General features: G+C 64.7%; 16 protein-coding genes. 11 read left to right on the top strand and 5 right to left on the bottom strand.

Annotated features, from left to right (window positions below; all coding sequences use genetic code 11):
- Nucleotides 1-83: 83 nt before the first annotated feature.
- Nucleotides 84-2,141, bottom strand: a complete 2,058-nt coding sequence (locus OIS53_RS16760; protein WP_264679727.1) for an FAD-dependent oxidoreductase — start codon at nt 2,139-2,141, stop codon at nt 84-86.
- Nucleotides 2,142-2,246: 105 nt separating this feature from the next.
- Here OIS53_RS16760 and OIS53_RS20520 point away from each other — a divergent pair, with 105 nt between their 5' ends.
- Nucleotides 2,247-2,528 carry a winged helix-turn-helix transcriptional regulator gene (locus tag OIS53_RS20520; protein WP_413775166.1) on the top strand — a complete coding sequence of 94 codons (282 nt, stop codon included), beginning with the start codon at nt 2,247-2,249 and terminating at the stop codon, nt 2,526-2,528.
- 22 nt (nt 2,529-2,550) lie between these two features.
- On the opposite strand, the gene OIS53_RS16755 is transcribed toward OIS53_RS20520, so the two are convergent.
- Nucleotides 2,551-4,017: an aldehyde dehydrogenase family protein gene (locus tag OIS53_RS16755; protein ID WP_264679726.1), complete on the bottom strand. Its 1,467-nt coding sequence runs from the start codon at nt 4,015-4,017 to the stop codon at nt 2,551-2,553.
- A 265-nt stretch (nt 4,018-4,282) separates the two neighbouring features.
- Here OIS53_RS16755 and bla point away from each other — a divergent pair, with 265 nt between their 5' ends.
- Together bla and OIS53_RS16745 are read left to right on the top strand one after the other, a co-directional pair.
- The gene (bla, locus tag OIS53_RS16750) at nt 4,283-5,074 is read left to right on the top strand and encodes a subclass B1 metallo-beta-lactamase (RefSeq protein ID WP_264679725.1); all 792 of its coding nucleotides are present in this window, start codon (nt 4,283-4,285) and stop codon (nt 5,072-5,074) included.
- Between the two features lie 301 nt (nt 5,075-5,375).
- Nucleotides 5,376-8,903, top strand: a complete 3,528-nt coding sequence (locus OIS53_RS16745) for a PAS domain S-box protein (protein WP_264679724.1) — start codon at nt 5,376-5,378, stop codon at nt 8,901-8,903.
- Nucleotides 8,904-9,124: 221 nt separating this feature from the next.
- Here OIS53_RS16745 and OIS53_RS16740 read toward each other — a convergent pair whose 3' ends face one another.
- Complete coding sequence (locus OIS53_RS16740) at nt 9,125-10,384, bottom strand: tetratricopeptide repeat protein (protein ID WP_264679723.1); 1,260 nt, start codon at nt 10,382-10,384, stop codon at nt 9,125-9,127.
- Nucleotides 10,385-10,631: 247 nt separating this feature from the next.
- Nucleotides 10,632-11,000: a hypothetical protein gene (locus tag OIS53_RS16735; RefSeq protein ID WP_264679722.1), complete on the bottom strand. Its 369-nt coding sequence runs from the start codon at nt 10,998-11,000 to the stop codon at nt 10,632-10,634.
- A gap of 140 nt (nt 11,001-11,140) precedes the next feature.
- On the opposite strand from OIS53_RS16735, the gene OIS53_RS16730 reads away from it, so the two are divergent.
- Both OIS53_RS16730 and OIS53_RS16725 read left to right on the top strand, forming a co-directional pair.
- A complete protein-coding gene (locus OIS53_RS16730; protein ID WP_264679721.1) occupies nt 11,141-12,013 on the top strand; it encodes an AraC family transcriptional regulator in 873 nt (290 codons plus the stop codon).
- A 436-nt stretch (nt 12,014-12,449) separates the two neighbouring features.
- Nucleotides 12,450-13,559, top strand: coding sequence for a hypothetical protein (locus OIS53_RS16725; protein WP_264679720.1), 1,110 nt, complete (start codon nt 12,450-12,452; stop codon nt 13,557-13,559).
- A gap of 71 nt (nt 13,560-13,630) precedes the next feature.
- On the opposite strand, the gene OIS53_RS16720 is transcribed toward OIS53_RS16725, so the two are convergent.
- Entirely contained in the window at nt 13,631-14,317 is a 687-nt protein-coding gene (locus OIS53_RS16720) for a T-complex 10 C-terminal domain-containing protein (protein WP_264679719.1), read from the bottom strand.
- A 616-nt stretch (nt 14,318-14,933) separates the two neighbouring features.
- On the opposite strand from OIS53_RS16720, the gene OIS53_RS16715 reads away from it, so the two are divergent.
- The 6 genes from OIS53_RS16715 (at nt 14,934) to OIS53_RS16690 (ending at nt 22,270) form a co-directional block, all read left to right on the top strand.
- Nucleotides 14,934-15,794: a hypothetical protein gene (locus tag OIS53_RS16715; RefSeq protein WP_264679718.1), complete on the top strand. Its 861-nt coding sequence runs from the start codon at nt 14,934-14,936 to the stop codon at nt 15,792-15,794.
- Between the two features lie 49 nt (nt 15,795-15,843).
- A complete protein-coding gene (locus tag OIS53_RS16710; RefSeq protein WP_264679717.1) occupies nt 15,844-17,400 on the top strand; it encodes a TPM domain-containing protein in 1,557 nt (518 codons plus the stop codon).
- Nucleotides 17,401-17,506: 106 nt separating this feature from the next.
- On the top strand, nt 17,507-18,154 hold the full coding sequence (locus OIS53_RS16705; RefSeq protein WP_264679716.1) for a pseudouridine synthase: 648 nt from the start codon (nt 17,507-17,509) through the stop codon (nt 18,152-18,154).
- Nucleotides 18,155-18,290: 136 nt separating this feature from the next.
- Nucleotides 18,291-18,752 carry a cold-shock protein gene (locus OIS53_RS16700; RefSeq protein WP_264679715.1) on the top strand — a complete coding sequence of 154 codons (462 nt, stop codon included), beginning with the start codon at nt 18,291-18,293 and terminating at the stop codon, nt 18,750-18,752.
- A gap of 254 nt (nt 18,753-19,006) precedes the next feature.
- On the top strand, nt 19,007-20,104 hold the full coding sequence (locus OIS53_RS16695; RefSeq protein ID WP_264679714.1) for a major royal jelly family protein: 1,098 nt from the start codon (nt 19,007-19,009) through the stop codon (nt 20,102-20,104).
- 837 nt (nt 20,105-20,941) lie between these two features.
- A complete protein-coding gene (locus OIS53_RS16690) occupies nt 20,942-22,270 on the top strand; it encodes a T9SS type A sorting domain-containing protein (RefSeq protein ID WP_413775198.1) in 1,329 nt (442 codons plus the stop codon).
- Nucleotides 22,271-22,285 lie beyond the last annotated feature (15 nt).

The raw sequence follows: 22,285 nt of genomic DNA, 5'->3' as shown, positions 1-22,285 counted from the left end.
GTATTCTCGGTTTATCAGACCAATAACCGTTCTAGCGGCCCACTTATACACGCACTACAAGGTTATCTTCCCTGATCTACGGTTCACCCTACACCATTGGCTACAGTCTGCCTGGCCACCGCCGTGCCAGCCGGGGCGCTGGTTTTCAGATGCTGGGCGGTGTGGTGGGCCAGAGCCATGATGGTAAGCATGGGGTTGACGCCGCTGCACGCCGGAAACGCCGAGGCATCGGCTACGAACAGGTTGCGTACCTCGTACAGCTCGCCGCTGGGGTTGGTGGGGTGCGTGGCCGCGTCGCCGCCCATGCGGCAGGTGCTCATCTGGTGGGCGCTGTAGAGGCTGAATTGGTTGGGTTTCCAGCCCAGATGAGGCAGTTGGTCGAGCACCTCGGGGTTTTGCATCACCCCGCGCTGGGCGTGCAGCTGGGGCAGGGTGCCGTGGGGCAGCAGCACGGTACGGGCCCCGGCAGCCACGTGGATTTCGGCGGCGGCGCGCACGCCTTGCAGCAGGTGGCCCCGGTCGAAGTCGCTGAGCACGTAGTGGATAAGCGGGGTGCCGTGGCGGTCCACCGTGACGCGGCCGGCGTCCCGGTCGCGGGTCAGCACGATGAAGGAGCCCAGGTGGGCCGCCTGCCGCATCAGCTCCTTATGCTGGCGGCCCGAGCACCAGGGCAGCACCATGGCCATGAGGCCGGGGTGGGCCGGGGGCGTTTCGAGCTTGGCCCCGAAGGTGGTGCCGCTGAGCATGGTGTAGCAGTCATTTACCACCGACATCATGGGCCCGTGCCAGGCCTCCATGCGCTGCTCGTACAGCGCCGACACGGCCACCGTGGGGTGCAGGTGAAGGTGCTGCCCGAGGTGCGGGTGGCGCAGGCCGCTGCGCAAGAGCAAAGCCGGCGTCTGGATAGAGCCGGCCGCCACCACCACGCGCCGGGCCCGCACGGTTACGCGCACGGGGCGGCCGTCGGCGGTAGTATGCACGGCCTCGGCGCCGGTGGCACGGCCCTGGGCCACGGTTACGCGCTCCACGCGGGTGTCCGTGAGCAGCCGGGCCCCGTGGTCGGAGGCGGTTTGCAGGTAAGTGTTCAGGGTGCCCTGCTTGATGCCGTGCCGGTCGCCGAAACAGCTGAAGCCCAGGCTGCGGAAGTGCAGGTCGGAGCCGGTGAGGCCCTTCTCGTTTCGCGGAATCAGCTTCACTTCCTGCCCCAGCCGCGTCGAGCCGTCCCAGAGGGCCTGGTTCTGGGCGTTGTGGCGGGTGTGGTCGATGTTAACGCTCAGGGCCCGGCTCACGGCATCTAGACTTTTTTTGAACTCCAGGCTGGCAAAATGGGGCACCTGATGCTCCCGAGCCCACTCGTGCAGTATGTAGTCGGGGGTGCGGAAGGCACCGGCCCAGTTGATGGTAGTGCCCCCGCCCAGGCAGGAGCCGGCCAGCAGGGCCACGCCGCCGTCCTGGGTGCTGAGGGTGCCTCGGGCGTCGTAGAGGGTGCCCAGCATGTCTACTTCGCGCTGGGAAAACTCGGCACCGTGCAGGTAGGGGCCTTTTTCGAGCACCAGCACGTCGTGGCCGGCGGCAGCCAGCTCTCCGGCCACCACGCCGCCCCCGGCTCCGCTGCCAATCACCAGCACGTCGCAGTCGTACTGCACATCGTGGGTAGGTTGCAGGGTGCGGATGGGCTTGTCGGCCTGCACCACTTCATCGGGCAGCGGCCCGCCGTAGCCGATATGCTCCCACACGAAGTTGCCCTGCTCGGGCGTGGAGGAGCCGTAGAACAGAAACACGAACAGCTTGCGCAGGGCATGAAAGCCTTTGCGCAGTTGGGGCACGTTTGAGCCGGCCCAGCTTTGCAGCAGCTTCTCGCGCTGCTCGGGCGCCAGCCGCGCAAATGGCCGCAGGGCCCCGAACCAGGTCAGGCCCAGGGCGGGCGTGTCGAGTAGCTGAAGCAGCTGCAAAAACTCTTGCCGTGCCCCGGCCGGCTGGGCTTCCAGCACCAGGCCAATCTTTTCTATAGCAACGCCTTCGGAACCACGCCGGGCCCAGAAAGTCGGGTCGCCGCTGGCTAAGTCAGGCGGGGTGAGAGTGGGGATGAACGTGTCGGCTAAAGCGCGCAGAATGGCGCGCTGCGCTTCGGTGAACTGCATACGGAGCAACAGGAAAAAGGCAAAGCCCCGGCCGCCACGCCGGTAGCACGGGGTTGGAAAAGTTCGCCATTTTTCGGCAGAAATGTTCGGCTTGCAGAGAATTTTGTGGGTGGCGGGCGGTGGCGGGCCCCGATTCTGCAGTGCCTGTGCGGCAAACCGCTCCGCTTCTCAGAACTGGAAGACCACCTGGACTGCATCACGCCCAAAGCCCTGTCGAGCCACCTGCGCACCCTTGAGCTGAATGGTTTGATAAAGCGGGAAGTGGTACCGTCGCGGCCCGTGGTAACGCGCTATGAGCTGACGGACCATGGGCGCACCATTGTGCCTCTCTTGCAGGAAATGCGCCGGTGGGGTGAAAACCACCGCCGGCATCTTACCGCCAGCTAACGACTCTTACTGCCCCTAACGACTACAACCACCTGAGCAGCCAGCCTACCACCTGCTTCACCTTATCCGTGTAGGGCGGGTAAATCGGCTTCAGGCCCGTGAAGCCTACGCGCTGCTGGAGCACGGCTTTTTCGTTGCTGAAGGCCAGGAAGCCGGCGTGGCCGTGGGCGCGGCCGATGCCGCTGTGGCCGAAGCCGCCGAAGGGCAGGTCGGGGTGGCCCAGGTGCAGGATGGTTTCGTTGAGGCAGGCCCCGCCGGCCGGGATATTGCGCAGCAGGAATTGCTGGTTATCGGCGTTTTGGCTGAAGATGTATAAGGCCAGCGGGTGGGGCCGGGTGTTGACCTCGGCGGCGGCTTCGGGCAGGTTGCGGAACGTCAGCACCGGCAGCAGCGGCCCGAAGATTTCCTCTTCCAGCACCCGGCTGCCGGCCGGCACGTCGAGCAGCACGGTGGGCTCCACGAAGCGCTGGGAGGCCTCGGCGGTGCCGCCCAACGCCACGGTAGCCCCGCGCTGGCGGGCATCGTCGAGCAGGCCTAGCACGCGGCGGAAGTGGTGGTCGTTGACGATGCGGGCCAGCGAATCGGAAGCGGCTACGCCTTGGCCGCTGGCGTTGTAGAACCGCCGCACCACGGCCCCGATTTCCTCTACCAGTTCGTCGCGCACGGTTTCGTGCACCAGCACGTAGTCGGGGGCCACGCAGGTCTGGCCGGCGTTGATGCTCTTGCCCCACACGATTTTCTCGGCCGCGTCGCGCAGGTCGGCGGTGCTGTCTACCACGGCAGGGCTTTTGCCACCCAGCTCCAGCGTTACGCTGGTAAGGTGCTCAGCAGCAGCGCGCATCACCACTTTGCCCACTTGCGGGCTGCCGGTGAAAAAGATATGGTCGAAAGGCAGTTGTAGCAGCTCGGTGGCTACGTCCTTGTCGCCTTCCACTACGGCCACTTCCTCGGGGCTGAACACCTCCCGCACCAAACGGCTGATGAGGGCCGCCACCGAGGGCGTCATTTCCGAGGGCTTGATGATGCAGCAGTTGCCGGCCGCCAGCGCCGACACCAGCGGGTCGAGGGCCAGGTAAAATGGGTAGTTCCAGGGCGAAATGATGAGGCACACGCCTTTGGCCTCGGGCTGCACCCAGCTGCGCGTGCCCACCAGCGGCAGGGGCGTGCCCACCCGCCGCGGCCGGGCCCAGCGCTTGAGGTGGCGCAGGGTGTGGCGGATTTCCGTTTGGGTAGACCAGATTTCCGTCACGTCGGTTTCCGGGGCGGGCTTGCGAAAATCGGCGTACAGAGCTTCCTGGATGGCAGTGCGGTTGTCGGCAATCCAGCGGCTGAGCCGGCGCAGCTGCTCGGCGCGGGCGTCCAGGTCGGGCGGCTGGCGGCGCAGCTCGGCGGCCCGCGCCTGCTGGCGCGCAAACAACGCCCGCACCGACGGAGCTTGAATAGGAGCGGCAGCTTCAACCTGAGTGGGCAGCGTAGTGGCGGTAGACATGAGCGGCGAGATTGAGAAATAAAAGCAGCCCCACCCCTGCGGGGGAGGAGAGCCAAACGACATTGTTCTATGCTGTCAGAACGCCCCCCTCCTAACAGGGGAGGGGCCGGGGGTAGGGCTGGGCACGGGGCAGAACGACCATAAGATACGTCTAAAAGCCTCAGCTGCCGCGTAAAGTTTGCCGACCTCGGCTTGGCGGGTGAGGCACTAAGCACCGGGGCGCTGACGTTGACGGGGCTTGTCTGCTGTTTTTTCTCGTTTGTCTGTGTTTCGTTCCGCATGGTGCCGGCGTAGCTGGCTGTGTTGCCTGGTGCTGCTGACGTGGGGGCTAGCGGCGGTGGCTGGCCCGGTGCCGGAGCTGCCCCGCCTGCGGGTGCGCCCCGTAGCCAAAGACATTTTCGTGCACACCTCCTACCACCTGTACCCCGGCACAGCAGTTCCCGTATCGGCCAACGGCTTGGTGGTGCGCACCGCGCAAGGAATTATCCTGGTGGATGCCGGCTGGGGCCCCGACTACACCGAGCAGCTCTTGCGCTGGGTGGCCGACAGCCTGCGGCAACGGGTGCGCCTGGTGGTGCTCACCCACGCCCACGACGACCGGGCCGGCGGCCTGGCCGTGCTGCGGGCCCGCGGCATTCGGGTGTACAGCACGCCGGCCACGGCCCAGCGCCTGCACGCGCAGTTTCTGGGAGCCGCCAGGCCCACGCCGGCCCTGAAGCCCTACACGCTGATTCGGGCGGGACGCACCCGGCTGGAGCTGTTCTTCCCCGGCCCGGCTCACGCCCCCGACAACCTCGTGGCGTGGCTGCCGCGCCGCAAAGTGCTGTTCGGCGGCTGCCTGGTGCGCGAAGCCAGCGCCACCTCCCTCGGCAACCTCGACGAGGCCAACCTCAAGCAGTGGCCCGCGGCCCTGCAACAGCTCCAGCGCCGCTATCCGCAGGCTCGCCTGGTGGTGCCCGGCCACGGTGCCTGGGCCGATGCCTCTCTGCTCCAGCACACGCGCGTTTTGCTACGCGAAGCCGGCCGCCGTAAGTCGCCCACGGCTTTGCGGGAATAGCGGATTGGGCTGCGCGGACGCCAGATAGAGCAGAACGGTTACCACTGCAACGTCAGCACACGAGCTGCTTGGCTTGCGCCTTCCTTCGGCTCGGCTGCGCAGGCGCCAAATAGAGCAGGACTTGCACTGAGTTTTGGTAGATTCCCAGACCCGATGTGAGCTTCCGGGGACTTTCTGATTTCAGACCTGCGGTAGATTTTCGCCCAGCAAATGGCGGCCTTCACTTGCTGGAATGACAGGTTGACGTTGAGAGGCCGGTGCGACGGGAGGCCAGGTCCTATCTTGAGCCAGTTCCTCGCCTATGCTTCATTCTACTCCCCTCCCCTGCTCTTGTTCTGCTTCTGACTTAGCGCATGCTCAGCAGCGCATTCAGGAGCTGGAGCAGGCGCTGGCGGCGGCCACGGCCGCTACCACCACGGCCACGCGCCAGCTCACGGCCCTGCTGGACTTTCTGCCCGAAGGCCTGCTGCTCTACGACACGGAGAGCCGCATCGTCCTCATCAACCAGCAGTACTGCGACTTACTAGGTCTGGAGGAGCCGGCCAGCAGCTGGCTAGGCCGCACCTCCGAGGAGCTGCTGCCTGTGCTGCGCGCCCAGATGCGCGACCCGGAGGCGTATGACCGGTGGAAGGACGAGGCGCGGGCCGCCGGCGTTCAGGCGCACGCCGAGCTGCACCTGCGCACCGGCCGGGTGCTGGCCCACGACTACCGGCCTATCGGGTGCGAGGGGCTGCCCGCCACGCAGCGGAGCCGCCTGCATTGTCTTCGCGACATCACCGAGGCCAAGGAAGCTACCCGTAAACTGCGCAAGCAGCGGGCTTTTTACGAAGCCATCCTTGACTTCCTGCCCGGCGACGTGGCCGTGCTTACCCCCGAGCTGACGTACTGCTACGTCAACGCCCGCGCCGTGCCCGACCCCGAGGTGCGGGACTGGCTGGTAGGCCGCACCGACCTGGAGTACGCCGCCCTGCGCGGACGCAACCACGAGGCCGCCACCCACCGCACCCGGCTGATGCGCGAGGTGCTGGAGCACGGCGAGCCGCGCAGCTGGGAAGAAGAGCTTCGTACGGCCGCCGGTGCCCGGCGCTACTCCCTGCGCCACCTGCACCCCATTCTGGAGCCTGACGGCCGGCCGCGGATGCTCATCGGCTACGGCACCGACATTACGGCCCGCTACGAGGCCGAAAACCGCATCCGCGTAAGCGAGGGTAAGCTGCGGGCTCTGTTTGCCGCCCTGCCCGACACGATTTTGGTGCTGGACGATGAAGGCGTGGTGCACGACGCCAAGCTGGGCGACACGCCCCTGCTGCGGCCGGCCGGCAAGGTGGCGGGTGCCCACCTGGCCAAGCTGCTGCCCAGCCACGCCGTGCGCGGACTGCTGGAGCATCTGGAGCAGCTTCAAGCCACCGGCCACGCCGAGGAGTACACGTTTGAGTTGTCAGCCGCGCTGCCAGCTACCGACCTGAGCTGCCACACGGCCCGTTTTGTGGCGTTGCCAGAAGCAGCGGGCTACCTGCTCATCCTGCGCAACGTAACGGCCCAGGAGCTAAGCCGCCGCCAGCTGCGCGAGCAGCAGGAGTTTATCGAGCAGGTAGTAGCCACCAGTCCCTCGGCCATTTCGGTGCGCGACGCGCAAGGGGCCCTGGTATTCCGTAACCGCGCCTTGCAGGAGCTGGAAGAGCTGACGACATCCGCCGAAGTTACCCCCGAGGCCGTGCGCGGCGCCCAGCGCGACGAAGAGCTGCGCTACGCCCGCGCCAATGCCCGCGTGCTGCAGCTGGAACGGGAGGTGGTAACGGAGGAGTCCATGACCTTGCCCACCGGCGTTACGCGCTGGTTTCACACTGTGAAGCGCCCCCTGCGCCGGGCCGATGGCACCGTGCACGTGCTGAGCGTGGCCACCGATATTACGGAGATGAAGTGGGCCCAGCAAACGCTGATGCGCAGTGAAAAGCAGTACTACGACCTGATGCGCTACTCCCAGGCCCTCATCGGCACCCACGACCTGGACGGCACCATCCTGTCGGCTAACCCGGCCCTGACGGTGCTGCTGGGTCCGGTGACGGGCCACAGCCTGGGCGGAGGCCTGGTGCCGGACGCGGCGCTGGGCCGCTACCTGCGGGCCTTCGGGCACCGCGACGAAGCCCGCGGCATTGTGGCCCTGCGCGACGCGACCGGGCGCCGGCGCCACCTGCTCTACCACAACTGCAAGGTGGAGGAAGAAGGCCAGCGCCCCTACGTTATTGCCTACGCCCAGGACATTACGGAGCGCGTGGCCGCCGAGCGGGAGCTGCGCCGGGCCAAGCAGGCCGCCGAAGAGGCCGTCCGGGCCAGGGAAAGTTTCCTGGCCAACATGAGCCACGAAATCCGCACGCCCATGAACGGCATCCTGGGCATGGCCGGGCTGCTGGCCCGCACGCCCCTCACCGGCCAGCAGCAGCAGCACGTGCACACCATTCTGTCGTCGGGTAAGCACCTGCTGGCCGTGCTCAACGACGTGCTTGATATGGCCAAGATTACCTCCGGCAAGCTGGAGCTGGAGCAGGTGCCCTTCGACCTGTCGGGTATTCTGCAACACACGGCCCAGCTGCAAGCCGCCCGCGCCGCCGAAAAGGGCCTGCGCTTCTTGCTGCACACCACCCCGCTGGCCGCGCCCTGGGTGCTGAGCGCCCCGCACCGCTTGCAGCAAGTATTGCTTAACCTGCTCAGCAATGCCATCAAGTTTACGGAAGCCGGCAGCGTAACGCTGGCCAGCCGCCTGGCTACCGAAACCTCGGGCACGCTTACCGTGGAGTTTCAGGTGACGGACACGGGCATTGGTATTGCGGCCGACAAGCACGAGGTTATCTTCGAGAGCTTTCAGCAGGCCGAGGCCGACACCACCCGCCGCTACGGGGGCACGGGCCTGGGCCTCACCATCAGCCGCACGCTGGTGCGGCAGCTGGGCGGCGAGCTGCGCGTGAGCAGCACGCCGGGCCAGGGCAGCACGTTCAGCTTCACGCTGACCCTGCGCAAAACCGCCCCGTCCGCCCCCGACCCCGCCCCGGCTCCCGACTCGCTCTCGACGGCCCGACTGGCCGGGGCCCGCGTGTTGCTGGTCGAAGACAACGAAATCAACCGCCTGGTGGCGCGGCAGCAGCTCCAAGCCTGGCAGGTGCAGGTAACCGAAGCCCCCGACGGCCCCACGGCCCTGGCCCGGTTTGCCGCCCAGTCCTTCGATGTGGTGCTGATGGACATTCAGATGCCCGGCATGAGCGGGGTAGACGTGACGCGCGCCATCCGCGCCGACCGGGACCCGCAGCGGGCCGAGGTGCCCATTATTGCCCTCACCGCCAACGCCTTCCGCGCCGACCACGAGCAGTACCTGGCGGCCGGCATCAACGTGTGCATCAGCAAGCCTTTCGAGGAGCTGGACTTGTACCGGGCCATCAGCAGCTTGTACCGGCCCCGGCTGAGCACGCCGGCCCAGCCCGCGGCGCCTTACAACCTGAGCTGGCTGCGCAGCATGGCCCACGGCGACGCCAGCTTCGTGCAGCGGGTGGTGCAGTCGTTTGTGCAGCACGCGCCCGGCCACGTAAGCGCCCTGCGCACCGCCACGGCCGCCGCCAACTGGCCCGGCGTACACCAAGTAGTGCATCAGCTTAAGCCCGTGCTGAAGTCGTTGGGCGTGGGCGGCACCGAAGACCTGCTGCGCATTCTGGCCCACGCGCCCACTTCCGAGGAAGAAGAAGCCGAGTACCGCACGGCCGTAACCCAGCTGGCCCAGCTGCTGCACCACACCGCCACCGCCCTAACCCGCGACCCGGAAGTGGCTGTTGCGTCAGTTTAGTCAGGCTGGCTTTGTAGGAATGGTATTGTCATGCTGAGCTTGCCGAAGCATCTCTACCGCTTCGTTGCAATCGTCAGAAGTTAGTCAGAGGTAGAGATGCTTCGCATGGCTCAGCAGGACAATACCATTCACACGGCAGCAGGCGAGATGCTTGCCTACGGCGACCTGCGGTTCGGCAAGTGGACGCCAGATGGAGCAGGACGGTCTGGTAGCAACCGGGCTCAAGCTTTTAGCTTGCTGCCGTTGCGCTCTTTGCGGGCGTCTTTTGGCTTTTGCTTCTGCCTGTCGAAGTAGGCGCGGGCTTCTTTATAGGCATCCGACTTGCGTTCGGCTTTGCTCTGCACCTCGCGGTAATAGCGGGCGGCGGCGGGCGCGTCCTGCTGCTTGTCGGCAATGCGGGCCAGGTTGAGCAGGGAGTACAGGTAGAAGCCGGCCTTGGTGTCGCCGGTGCTTTCCGCAAACACCACGCACCGCTGGTAGTAGTCGCGGGCCCGGTTCAGGTCGCGGTACTGGTTTTGCATCAGCTGGCCCAGAAAAAACGTGGCATAGCGCCCACTGATGGCCTCGTAGCCAGGCAGGCCGCGGTTGAGCTTGTCCAGGATGTCTTTGCTGACCCGCTCGCACTCGGCCATGTCGCCCCGCTGGTAGCTAAGCAGGGCGTAGAACCGCTGAAAGTAGGCATTGTCAGGGTACATAATGGCCATGGACTGGGCCAGCGGGTAGGCTTCGGCGAGGTTGTTTTCCTGGTTTTGCAGGATTTTCATCAGGAACACCCGCGCCTCCGGGGCCGTGTAGAAGCCGTTGGCGGCCACGCTGCGCAGCTGGGCCAGGCCCAGCTGGCGGTTGCCTTTCGGAAAGAACAGCAGCACCGGCCTGAGCAGCGGGTAGTTTTCGGAAATCCAGACGGCGTAGTAGTTGATCAGGGCCTGGCCAAACAGGAACTCCGGGCTCAGGCCGTTGGCTTCCTTGCTCTTGTCGAGGTAGTCGAGGGCGTGCTTGCTGGCGAAGGTGGCCGCGCTCCAGTTGTGGCGCTCGGCATTCAGGCGGGCCTTAAACCCATACGCCGCCGACAGAAAAAAGCAGGCCTCGTAGTTACGCTTATCTTGCTTGTACAGGCTTTCGGCCTTGGTCACGGCCGTGTCCATGTAGGCCAGAAACACCTTGTCGAACTGGCGGTTGGTCAGGTTCGAGGGCATGATCTTCCACCACGTTGTCAGGCCCAGCAGAAAGTAGGGCATGGGGTGCTGCGGATAGCGGCGGCGCAAGGAGCGGAACTGCTTTTCGGCCCGGTCGTGCTTGAAGTTGTAGATGTTCTGCACGGCTCCTTCCAGCTCGGTCTGGATGCCCTTGTCGAGCAGCAGCCACCCGGCAATATCGGCCGCGGCGGGCGCTACATCCACGTTTTCAAGCTTGATGTGCCGGGCGGTGTCGGTGGCTACGGGCGGGGTTTGCTGCGCTTGGCTCTCTCGCAACAGAGCCATCAGCAGGACCAAACAAAGCAGGCGGAAGCGCATGAGCAGGTGGTGGTTCACTAGGTAAGAATACGCAAAAGGCCCGAACCCACGCGGAACCTGCTACGCACGACAAAAAAAAGAGGTTGAAGCTCCCACAGCTTCAACCTCTTTAGCACCCACCGCAGTTCCGCCCAAGGCGGACCCATACTTGGTGGGTGGCCAGCGGCAAAATTCCCACCCAATGCCGCTGGATGTCTGGTGGCAGGCCGCGCCGTTAGCGCGAACCAGCCGGCTGGTGCTCCTGCAACCAGCTGTATGCGTTCAGCTGGCCGGGCGTCAGGATGCGCCCCAGGGCCAGTTGATATTCTTTTTCAGCCTCGGCTGGGTCCGCCGCTTGCGGAGCGCCCGAGGTGCTAAGCTGGGCCAGGTACTGCCGGGTGCAGGCGTGCACCGCCCCTACTTGGTGCTGGCTCAGGCCCAGGCAGTGCGCGAGGTAGCGGGCTACCCGGCCGGCCCGCTGCTCTACCGAGTCGGGGGCCGGGGTGGCGCCCACCGGGCGAGTGTCGCCCTGAGCAAACGGGGCGCCGGCCAGCAAAATCAGCAGCAAGGTCAGCGTTTGCAGATACGTGCGCAGCGTCTTCATAAGCAGTGTGCGTTAAGACTGATGCAAGGTGCACCCGAAAAAGGCCTGGTGTCTACTGCCTGGTTCGCCAGAAGTAGTGCTCTATTGACTATATGTATTAAACTTGCATAATAACAGAGCCATTCTGGCATTACTGCGTGATGAAACTACAATTCGAGCCCATCCACCCCACCGTCGACAGCTCCTTCACCCTGCTGCATTATACGGAGGTGCAGCAGGGCGGCCTGCTCTGGCACTATCACCCCGAGTATGAGCTGGTGTACATTCCGCGCGGCCACGGGCGCCGCCACATTGGCCAGCATATTTCGCGGTTTGAGGATGGGGAGCTGGTGCTCATCGGCCCCGACCTGCCCCACCTCACGTTCAGCTACGGGCAGCCGGCGGGGGCGCCGTTTGAGGAGATTGTGGTGCAGCTGCGGGGCGACTTCCTGGGTCCGGATTTCTGGCAGCGCCCCGAGCTGAGTGCTATTCGGCAGCTGCTGAGCCGCTCCCACGAAGGGCTGTCGTTTGGTGGGGCCACGCGCGCCGCCGTGGGCACGGCCCTGCGCCAGCTGCTCGATGCCCCACCGTTTGCACGCCTGCTGCTGCTGCTCCAGGTATTGCAGGAGCTGGCCCAGGCCGCCCCGCATGACTGCACGCCTCTGCACGCCGGCACCGGTGGCCTGGGCCTGAGTGGCAAGGAGCAGCAGCGCCTGAGCCGGGTGTACCAGTTTGTAGAGCAGCACTACCACCGGGCCAGCCTCTCGGTGCAGGAAGTGGCCGACGTGGCTTACCTCTCAGTGCCGGCCTTCTGCCGCTACTTCAAGAAGATGACCCGCCACACGCTCACCGACTTCCTCCAGGAGTACCGCGTGGGCCAGGCCTGCCGCCTCCTGCTCGACGACGACCTTTCCGTGACGGAAGTGAGCTACGCCAGCGGCTTCAACAACCTGTCTCACTTCAACAAAACCTTCCGCAAGTACACCGGCCAGAGCCCCACCGAATACCGCCGCCAGCGGCTGGAGCAGGTGTGAGGCCTCACCCCCCGGCCCCCTCTCCCGCGGAGAGGGGGAGCCAGCTCCGCATCGTTCTGCGCCGCCCTGTCGGCTCCCGCCTCCAGAACGGCTACCACTGAGGATAGCACAACTGCATAGCAGCCTAGAGGTTTGTAGATAGAATTGAGTGAAAGGTGTAGCGCCGCGTAGCGGTGCAAGAGACGTCCGAACGTTTCTGGCACCGCTACGCGGCGCTACATTTCTCTACGTGTGGCTGCTACTACAACCCTTCAGCCGCTACGCGGCTACCATGTTAGCACAACCGGGTAGCCGTACTGGAGGCGGGAGCCGACAGGGCGGCGTAGCACGACCTGGCATCAGGCTCCCCCTCTCCGCGGGAGAGGGGGCCGGGGGGTGAGGCCCATGGAACGCCGACCCGCTCTCCCTTGTCTGCTTCAGCAGAATACGTGTTGAAATGAAGACAACCAGGAGGGCCGGCTGGCGCCACATCGTATGCTCTCTGCTGCTGGCGGTGGCCCTGGTAGCAGCCGCTCCGGCCGGCCCCGGAACGCCGCTGGTGCTAAAACCTGCGGCGCTGCCGCTTCGGCCCACCACTTTCTTTATTGCCGATGTGCGCGACGCCCGACCCGCCCGTGGTGCGGTGGCGTGGCTGCTGCCGGCGGCCGGAGCCCGTGTAGCCCAGCCCACCGAGTTGCAAGGCGGCACTGTGGCCGCTTTGCGGCAGTTTATGCAGCGCAGCCTGCCCCAAAACCCAAAGCTACGGCCAGTGCTGGTGCGCGTGCTGGCCTGCGAAGTGCGCGAAACACCGGCGGCAGCTGGGCAGGTAGCCGGCCGCATCCAGCTGCACCTGGCGTTTGACTGGCAGCAGCCGGGCCGCCCGGTGCCGCTGACCGAATACCGGGGCGGGGCGCGCTACGTGCGGCCGGCGTCCAGCCTGGCAGTGGTGGAGCCTACGCTTCGGCAGGCCCTGGCCGGCTCCCTCACCTACTTCAACACCTGGATGACCCAAGCCGTAGCCCACGATGTGCGCCTGGCAACGGCCGTGCATCCTACGTTCCGCTACGAAACCCGCCAGACCGAGCCCGATACACTGTTTCACGACCCCGCCCGTCTGCTGGTCTGGTCCGACTTTACGGGCCGGCCGCGCAACACGGGGCGCTACGCGGCGGCCGTGTTTCCGAGCTTTGCCTACCAAGGCCGGCCGCAGGTGCGCAACGGCGTGGTGGAGCTGGATATGCTGCTGAAAATATTCGTGGTGCGCAGCTCTTCGTGGGTAGGTCCGGGCCAGCAGACGCCTTACAACCTTAACCACGAGCAGCGCCACTTCGACCTGACCCGCCTGGTGGCCGAACGATTTCGCCGCAAAGCCACCGCCGACAGCCTTACCGTGGAAGATTACAACAGCATCCTGCAGCTCCAGTACCTAAAATCCTTCACCGAAATGAACCGCCTGCAAGAGCAGTATGACGCCGAAACCCGCGGCGGCCTCGACGCTGCCGCCCAGGAACGCTGGGACCGTCGCATCGACGCCGAGCTGCGGCAATATGGGGTGGTGATGAAGTAATGGGGGTGATGAGGTAACTGGTGACAGGTGACAGGAGGACGGTCATGCTGTCACCCTATTACTTTATTCCTCTACTCTTTCACTTTCCGCTCGTTGTCGTCGGCGTCGTATTTCACTTTGCGGCCGTTGGCGTACTTGGTTTTCCGGTCGCCATCTTCGTCAATTTTGACTTTGGTGCCGTTGGCGTACTCGATTTTTACTTCTTTGCCGTCGCGCTCATACTTTACCACAGCCGGGCCTTTGCGGCGCGGGGCGGTGCTGGGCTGGTCCTTTTGCGGCGCAACGGTAGCCCCCGAGTAGGGCGTGCCGGCGTAGTAGCTGGTGCGGTTCGACTCGTAGGTGCGGTACTGGGTTGGGTCGGTGATGATGGTACGCACCGTGCGGTCGGTTTCGTCGTTGACGGCGCGCTGGGCGGCGTAGCGGCCGGCGGTGTCGGTGGCATACTGGGTTTCCAAGTCGCGCAGCTTACGGCCGCGGGTGTAGTAAGTACGCTCGATGCGGGTTACCACTACCGTGTCGGTCAGGCGCAGGTCCTGGGCAATTCGGTCGGTGAGGCGGTCGGCGTCGGTGCGGTAGCTGGCGGTGTCCGTGGTGGCGTCAGTAGCAGCGCCGACGGGCGCGGCCCCGTCGCGGAGCACAACGGCAGTATCGGCGGCGGGCGTGGTGGCAGCTTCCATAGCCGCTTTCTTATCCTGGGTGCATGAGGCGGCAGCCAGGGTGGCGGCAGCGGCCATCAGCACGACAAAAGGCTTAGACATATAAAACTGAGTGCTAGTGAGAAATGGCCTATAGCCTCCGGGCTATACCGGGCGCAAATACGGCCCGGCCCGTGGCGAGGTTGCCGCCGGCTGCCAGGTTTGGGCACGGCCAAGGCTGTTTTGTTCACGGGGTAAGAATCCGCCCTGGATTGTTGCCGCCCAACCACTTACCGGCGCGAATCAATGCCCGGCAAAAGCCGCTGGAAAAGCTGACGCCCGCCCGGCTCAGGAGCAGCTCCTACCCGGAGTACGGTTTAGCCCAGGAATTTACCTTCTGAAGCCGTGAGCCAGCCGCCAACCGGAAGGCTAACCTGGAAGCTGCTTGAGAAGTCGCCTGAACGTCCTGCTCTATCTGGCGTCCGCGCAGCCGGAGGCGCAGTCGAACCGAAGGAAGGCGCAAGGCAAGCAGCTCTACCGTTTCGTCCTCACGATTGAGTTAGCCAGCGGGAAAGATGCCTCGCGGGGTGGGCGCCAGATAGAGCAGAACGGTTTCATGTGCTCTGGGCGGCTTTCTGGGGCGGTTTCGTCCTGGCCGGCCGACTCGTAAGTTGCTGGCCGTGCCTTCGTTGTTTTCGCTATCTTTCAGACTTAGGTCTGGTTCCCGGACTCACGAGCTATGCGGTTTCTTCTCCTTTTCTTCTGCTACTTCGGAACCAGCCTGTGGAGTGGCGCGGCGGCTCCGGCCCCGCCTTCCTTGCAGCCCCTGCAAATAGCCCGGCAGTTTGTGGCGCCTGCCGGCTGGCCGCTTATGCGCGCCTACCTCAGCGGCGAAGCGGCCACCCAGGCCCGGCGAGAAACCCTGGGCCAGCAGATTCCGGGGCTGTTGCAGCGGCGCTGCGAGCTGCTGGCCCAGGACTCGGCCACGGCCGTAGTGGCCGTGGAGCTGCGCGACTCCGTGAGCCGCGACGACCTGTACCTGCACTTTGCCAAGGAGCAGGCCATCTGGAAGCTGCGCGCCATCCGGCGGCTGAGCCTCACCCATCTCGGCCCGCCCATGCTCCAGATGTTCACGGGCATGTCAGCCGACGAGGCGGCCCGCTACGATGCCCGCCACCCCGAAGCTCCCCACGCCTTTATGGTGGGCAACATCCGCCTGTGGATTGGGTCTGATGCGGCCCTAATTGAACATTTTCGTCGCCAGCAGGCCGGCTTTCAGCAGGCCGTGGAGCTGCTGCGCACCCACGGCTACCTGGCGCCGGCAGCTTCCACCAACGACTCCGTAGCAACTGCCACCGAGCGGGCGGCCAACGCCGACCCGGCCGTGCAGGCTCTGCTGCGGCCGCTGTTTGTGCACCGCGTGGGGCGCACCGTGCTGGACTGTGGCACCTGCCTGGAGTTTGTCATTGGCGGCATGGCCGATAACACCGTAGGCCTGCTCTACCAGCCCAACCCCGCCGCCGTGCCCGCCATGTCGCCCGACCGGCTGATTGCCCTGCGGCCGCTGGGCCAGGGGTGGTACCTGTTTAAAACCACCTGAGCGGTAGCTTGGTGCGGAGCCGCTACTTTTGAGGGCTACCCCGCCGCCTATGCCCTTCCGCCTGCTCCTCCTGGCCCGTTTCTGCCTGGTCCTGTTGCTGCTGCCCGTGCCGGGCCTGGCCGCCACGCAACCCCCTGATGATCTTGCTTTTATCTCCAACCCTAAAACCCTGGGCGAAGCCTACGTCAGCAACCCGGACCGTATTCTGTCTGAGCCCACCGTGCGCCGGCTGAACACTCAGCTGGCCGGGTTCGACCGAGCTGGCAAGGCGCACATCGACGTGGTGGTGGTGCGCAGCATTGGCGGGCAGGAGCCCAAGGACGCGGCCACTACTCTGTTCAACCGCTGGAAAATTGGTGATGCCACCCTCGACAATGGCTTGCTGCTGTTGCTTGTGCTTGACCAGCGCCGCGTGGAGTTTGAAACCGGCTACGGGCTCGAAGCCAGCCTGCCGGACGTTATATGCTACCGTATTCAGCAACGGTTTATGCTCCCGCACCTGCGCGCCGGGAGCTACGACACGGCCGTAACCGAAGGCGTGGCAGCCATCATCCGGCACCTGAGCGGTCAGCCTATCCTAGCCGCCGACACGCTGGCTGCCGCCGTCACCGATATATCCCTTGCCGTTCCTGAGGCCATGCCGGGCAAGGGAAGCCTACCTACGGTCGGCAGCGCCTGGCAGGAATCGTATGTAGAGCGGTATCTGGACAATAAGCGGCTTATCGTGTGGCTTGCGTTGTCCTACCTGCTGATCAGCTTGCTGCTGTGGTTTCTCTTGATCAGGCAGGTCCGCTGGAAGCTTCTGTGGGTAGCTGTTGCACTCATGCCGCTCCTGTGGTTTGCGCGGCAGGCAAATTTCTTGTTATTTTATTACGATGGCTGGTTACCCGATCAGGCGCTGTTAGTAGCTGTGTGGTATGGCAGCTTGCTGGCAGTTACGCACCTGGGCTTTTGGCTGCTGGGCCGCCGACTCCGGCCCCTGCTGGCCGGCGCCAGCCGGCACCGCCAGTACCTGATGCTCCAGCGCACCCACTATGCGCTGGGCTGGACGGCCTATCTGTTTCCGCTGCCGAAGCTGGCGCACTACTGGGCGCGCCACCGGCAGCGCCTGCGCCAGCTTCGCGACGAGCCGTACGCCTGCGCCCAGTGCACCCAGCCCATGCAGCGCCTCCCCGAAACCCAGGACGACGCCCACCTGAACCGGGGCCAAGCCGCCGAAGAAGCCTACGCCTCCGTCGACTATGATGTGTGGCGCTGCACTGCCTGCCAGGTGTCGCTTACACTTCCTTACCGCAACCTGGCCAGCAATGCGGAGCCCTGTACTGAGTGCGGGTACCGCATGCTGTTCTTTGACCGCAAAGAGGTGGTAGAAAGCCCCACCGAATCGGCGAGCGGGTGGGGCTGGAGAATATACCAATGCCGTTTCTGCCAGCACGTCCACAAGCACAAATACAGCATTCCAAAGCTGTCCAGCTCGTCGGGCTCATCGGGGAGTAGCTCGTCGGGCGGCGGGTCGTCGTACAGCTCCGGCTCCTCCGGGGGCGGCAGCTACTCCACGAGTAGCGGCGGGTCGTCGGGGGGCGGCGGGGCCGGCAGTAGCTGGTAGCCGCTGCCCGGCCGGTGGCCGTTCACCGTTCTTATCCAGCCATTTATCCGCGGTCGGCGCCTTCTATAAGACAGGTGTGCGGGCGGCGGCTGACTATTTTCCAGCCATGAACCACCGCCACTTCGTTTTGCACAAGCCTTTCGGCTACCTCAGCCAGTTTGTGGCCGACCTGCCCCGCAAAAAGGTGCTGGGCGAATTGTACCCGTTTCCCGAAGGCACCATGGCCATTGGCCGCCTCGACGAGCACAGCGAAGGCCTGCTGCTGCTGACCACCGACGGCCGCGTGAGCGAGCAGGTGCGCAGCCGCCACATCGAAAAAGAATACTACGCCCAGGTAGACGGGCTGATAACCGACGAGGCCGTGCGGCGCCTGCAAGAGGGCGTGGAGATTGGCATCCGGGACGTAAAATACCAGACCCAGCCTTGCACGGCCCGGCGCCTGCCGGCCCCGCCCGACCTGCCGCCACGGGCCCGCAAAATCCGCGACGACCGGCACGGTCCCACTTCCTGGGTGTCCATCACGCTCACGGAAGGCAAGTTTCGGCAGATTCGGAAGATGACGGCGGCAGCCGGCTTCCCGACCCTGCGCCTAGTGCGGGTGCGGGTGGGCACTATCTGGCTCGATGGCTTGGCGCCCGGCGCCGTGCGCGAGGTGGCAGGGTTTGAGTTGCCCACCGCCGCCCCGGCTGCAGCCGCAGAAAATGTAGGCCCGCGTGGAGCACCCGATACTGGTGTTGAAAACGGCCTTTCTTAGGGCAGCGTGCGGCTTGGCTGGCCCTAGCCGACGAATGACAGAAAATAGCTGAACTTTACCGCGCTACGTGCTGTAGTATTTCACTATCTTACTCCGATGATGCATTGCATCGGTTTACCCTTACTCAACAGCAATTATGGGGAAATCCCAAGCCACCTTCGGCAAAAAGGAAAACGAAAAAAAGCGTCTGAAGAAGAAGCAGGACAAGGAAGACCGTAAGGAAGAGCGGCAGGCGGCGGCCAAGAAGGGCCAGAGCCTGGAGGATATGCTGGCTTACGTAGACGAAGACGGCAATATCTCGTCGACCCCTCCGGAGCCTAAGAAGCGCAAGGAAATCAGGGTGGAGGATATTCGCATCGGGGCGGAGCGCCGCCCGGATGAGGATCAGGACGACCCCATCCGCACCGGCACGGTTACGTTCTTCAACGACTCAAAGGGCTATGGCTTTATTAAAGACCAGCAGACCCAGGAAAGCATTTTCGTGCACGCCAACAACCTCGGCGGCCTCACCATCAAGGAAAACGACAAGGTGACGTTTGAGGTGGAAATGGGGCAGAAAGGCCCCAGCGCAGTATCGGTAAAGATGGCAGCCAAGTAGCCCTCCCGCCGTTTCGACTACCCCACCGCCCGGCGGCGGCAGCTTCCTGCATCGGAGCTGCCGCCGCCGGCGTGTTTGTAAGGTTAAGTGTAGGCTTGAAGGGTACCTGAGCGGGGCAGTTGCGTCCGTATTTGCTACGAAACGCCTTCCGTATATCCGTATAAATGCTGAATAGAAAGCCGAAACGCGAAGAAAGCCAACCGCGGAATGACCGGGGCGCGTATGCAGCGGTGTTCCATTCTTCACCTACTGCTATGAAACAGCTACTTACTCTCGGCCTGGGCGCGCTTCTGCTGCTGACGGGCTGCAACAACGATGACGACGACAACTCGGTGCCCAGTGTTCCGTCGCTGAACGTACCCCTGACGCCCGTGGCCACCTCCACGGTGCTGTGGACGGGGGTGGCCGTGACGCGCGAAAACCGCGTGTTTGCCAACTTCCCGCGCATGGATACCGATACCATTCCCTACTCGGTGGCCGAAGTGAGCGGTGCGCAGGCCACACCCTTCCCGGATGCCACCTGGAACACCTGGGCGCGGGGCGTGCCGCCCCAGAACCGCTTCGTGTGCGTGCAGAGCGTGTACGTGGATGCCAACAACTTCCTGTGGGTGCTCGACCCGGCTTCGCCCCAGATGCGCGGGGTGGTTCCGGGCGGCGCCAAGCTACTCAAGTTCGACGTGGCCTCCCGCCAACTAGTACAGCGCGTGGATTTTGATGAGACGGTGGTGTACCCCACCAGCTACCTGAACGACGTGCGCATCGATACCCAGAACAACGTGGCCTACATCACCGACTCCAACCAGGGGGCCATCATCGTGGTAAATCTGGCTACGGGCCGCAGCCGCCGCCTGCTGGGCAACCATCCTTCTACCAAGTCCGAGAACCTGATTCTGACCGTGGAAGGCCGGGTGTGGCGCAACCGTAGCGGGGAACTGCCTTCCATTGATTCGGATGGTATAGCCCTGTCGCCGAATCGGGACTACCTCTACTACCACGCCCTCACGGGCCGGGGCCTGTACCGCATTGCCACTCAGTACCTGCGTGACGAAGCCCTGCCCGCCTCGCAGCTAAGCCAGCGGGTAGAGTTTCTGGGCAACACCAACCCGCCCGACGGTATGATCTTCGACCCAGCCGGCAACCTCTACCTCACCGACGTGGAAAACAACGCCGTGACGCGCATCACCGCCGCCGGCCAGCTACAGCTCGTGGCCCAGGATGCCCAGCTCAAGTGGCCCGACAGCTTTGCCGTGGGCCCCGACAATGCCCTGTACGTCACCACCTCGCAGCTGCACATTCCCCGCGCCCAGCGCACCGAGCCGTTCCGCATCTTCAAGCTGGCCGTACCGCAGTAGCAGCTGGTTTACGGCAATGATGCCGCGAGGCTGCGCCCCGTGCCCTCCTGGGAGGCTCCGGCCTCCCCCGCCAGAACGAGCTAGAAGAACGGGTGTAGAGACGCAATAGCTGGAGTCTCGGCGTCCGCGCCGACAGAACATCATTGTTCGGTACCGGTCGTTCAATGAGGAGACGCAACATATTACGTCTTTACAATCTTCCAGGCGGCACGGACAAGTGCGGGTCAGGGTCCCGCGAAGCGGCACGGGGCACAGCCCCGCGCCATCAAGGACCGTTTTTGCCGCCTAGCCCTGCATTATAAACGCCCCAGTCGGCGCTCTGGCATCGGAGCCACCTGGTTCTGGTGGCTGAGTGCCGACTGGGGCGCTTTTACTGAACAGTAAATGGCTTGCTGCCTGTCATTTAGCCCAAATTATATGTTGCGGCTGACGTAGAGGTAGGCTACTTTCACCGGCCCAGATAGTAGGCAAGCCTACTATCTGGGCCGGTCCTTTGCCGGGCTTCTTCCTTAGTACGTGGGCTCCTGCTCACACCCCAGCTGCCGGCGTTGCCGGACAGCCGGTCCGTTCTGCGCTTCCTTTCTTTTCCAACCAAAACACCCACATTCCATGAAACACTTTTTCCTTGCCCTCAGCGCTTTGGCGCTGGGCGGGGCGGGCCACGCCGTTGCCCAGGCCCTGCCCGACCGGTACCGCGCCGACGTCTTCTCTTCCGTCACGACTACCCGCAGCGTGGTGTTCAGCACCAGCATTCCCCAGGTCAGCACCGTTGGTATTCTGGGCGGGGGACAGATTGCCAACGAGGAAACCTACGGGGCCGTGCGCGTGACGCTGCGCATGGACATCTACCAGCCCGAGGGCGACACCCTGAGCAAGCGGCCGGTCATCATCTTCTGCTTCGGGGGTGGCTTTGTTGCCGGGCAGCGCACGGCCCCCGACATGGTGGCCCTGGCCCAGGCGTTTGCGCGGCGCGGCTACGTCACGGCGGCCATCGACTACCGCCTGGGCATCAACCTCACCGACCCCGAAAAAGCCAAGCGGGCCGTGTACCGGGCCATTCAGGACAGCCGCTCGGCCGTGCGCTTCTTCCGCAACAACGCCGCCACCTACCGCGTCGACCCCAACCAGGTGTTTGTGTCGGGGCACAGCGCGGGCGGGTTTGTGGCCTATCACAACGTGTACCTGGATAAGGAATCGGAGCGGCCGGCTTCCACCTTTGCCCAGGGCCGCCTGGCCGACCTGGGCACCCTCGACGCCGTGGGCGACAACCAGACCGATGCCCGCGGCAACCCCGTCAGCGGCAAGGCCAACGGAGCCATGGGCTTTGCCGGGGCCCTGGCCGACCTCACCCTGGTGGAAGGCCCCTCGGACGCGCCCGTGTCGCTTTTCCATAGCAGCGACGACCGGACGGTGCTGATTAACACCGGGGAGCCATTCACGGACATCAATTTTCTACTGGGCATCAATCTGCCCATTTCGTCGGGGGCCAACCCGATAAGCGCCCGCGCCAGTGCCGTGGGAGCCCCGCACGTGCTCTACGCCTACACCAACCGGGGCCACAACGTGCACTACAACTCCCGAACCGGGTCGTTGTACTCCGACATTGCCCCGCGCGGCAGCGTCTTCTTCTACGACACCCGCCTGAAGCCCGCCGCGGCTACCATTGCCGGCCCCACCACGGTATGCCCGAGTGCCCTTACCCAAACCTACACCATGAGCGGGGGCGCGGCGTATTACGACTACCAGGTGGCGGGCGGCACCATTCAGAGCCGCAACCCGCGCCGCAATACCGTAACCGTGGCCTGGAGCCGCACGGCCACCACCCGCACGCTCACCGTGACGCCCTACAGCCGCCAGCTGGCCCAGGGCGCGCCCGTGCGCCTGAGCGTCACAACGGGCGCCTGCACCTCGGCGGCGGCGCTGGTGGCCAGCGTGTACCCGAACCCCACCACCGACGCCCTGCGCGTGCAGCTCAACCCGGCGGCCGCCGCTGGCCCGGTAAGCATGACGCTGGTCGATACGTACGGCCGCGTTGTGCCGGCGCCGGTGGGTGCCTCCTCCCCCACCGAGCACACGCTGGACCTGAGCGGCCTGCCCGCCGGCTTCTACCTGCTGCGCATCAGCACAGCCGGGCAGGCGGTGATGCAGCGGGTGGAAAAGCGGTAGTAGGGAGCCGAAAAT

It is taken from the genome of Hymenobacter sp. YIM 151500-1, from assembly GCF_025979885.1.
Classification (GTDB): domain Bacteria; phylum Bacteroidota; class Bacteroidia; order Cytophagales; family Hymenobacteraceae; genus Hymenobacter.
The sequence above is the reverse complement of the archived record's forward strand: the minus strand, read 5'-3'. Positions and strand labels throughout refer to the sequence as shown.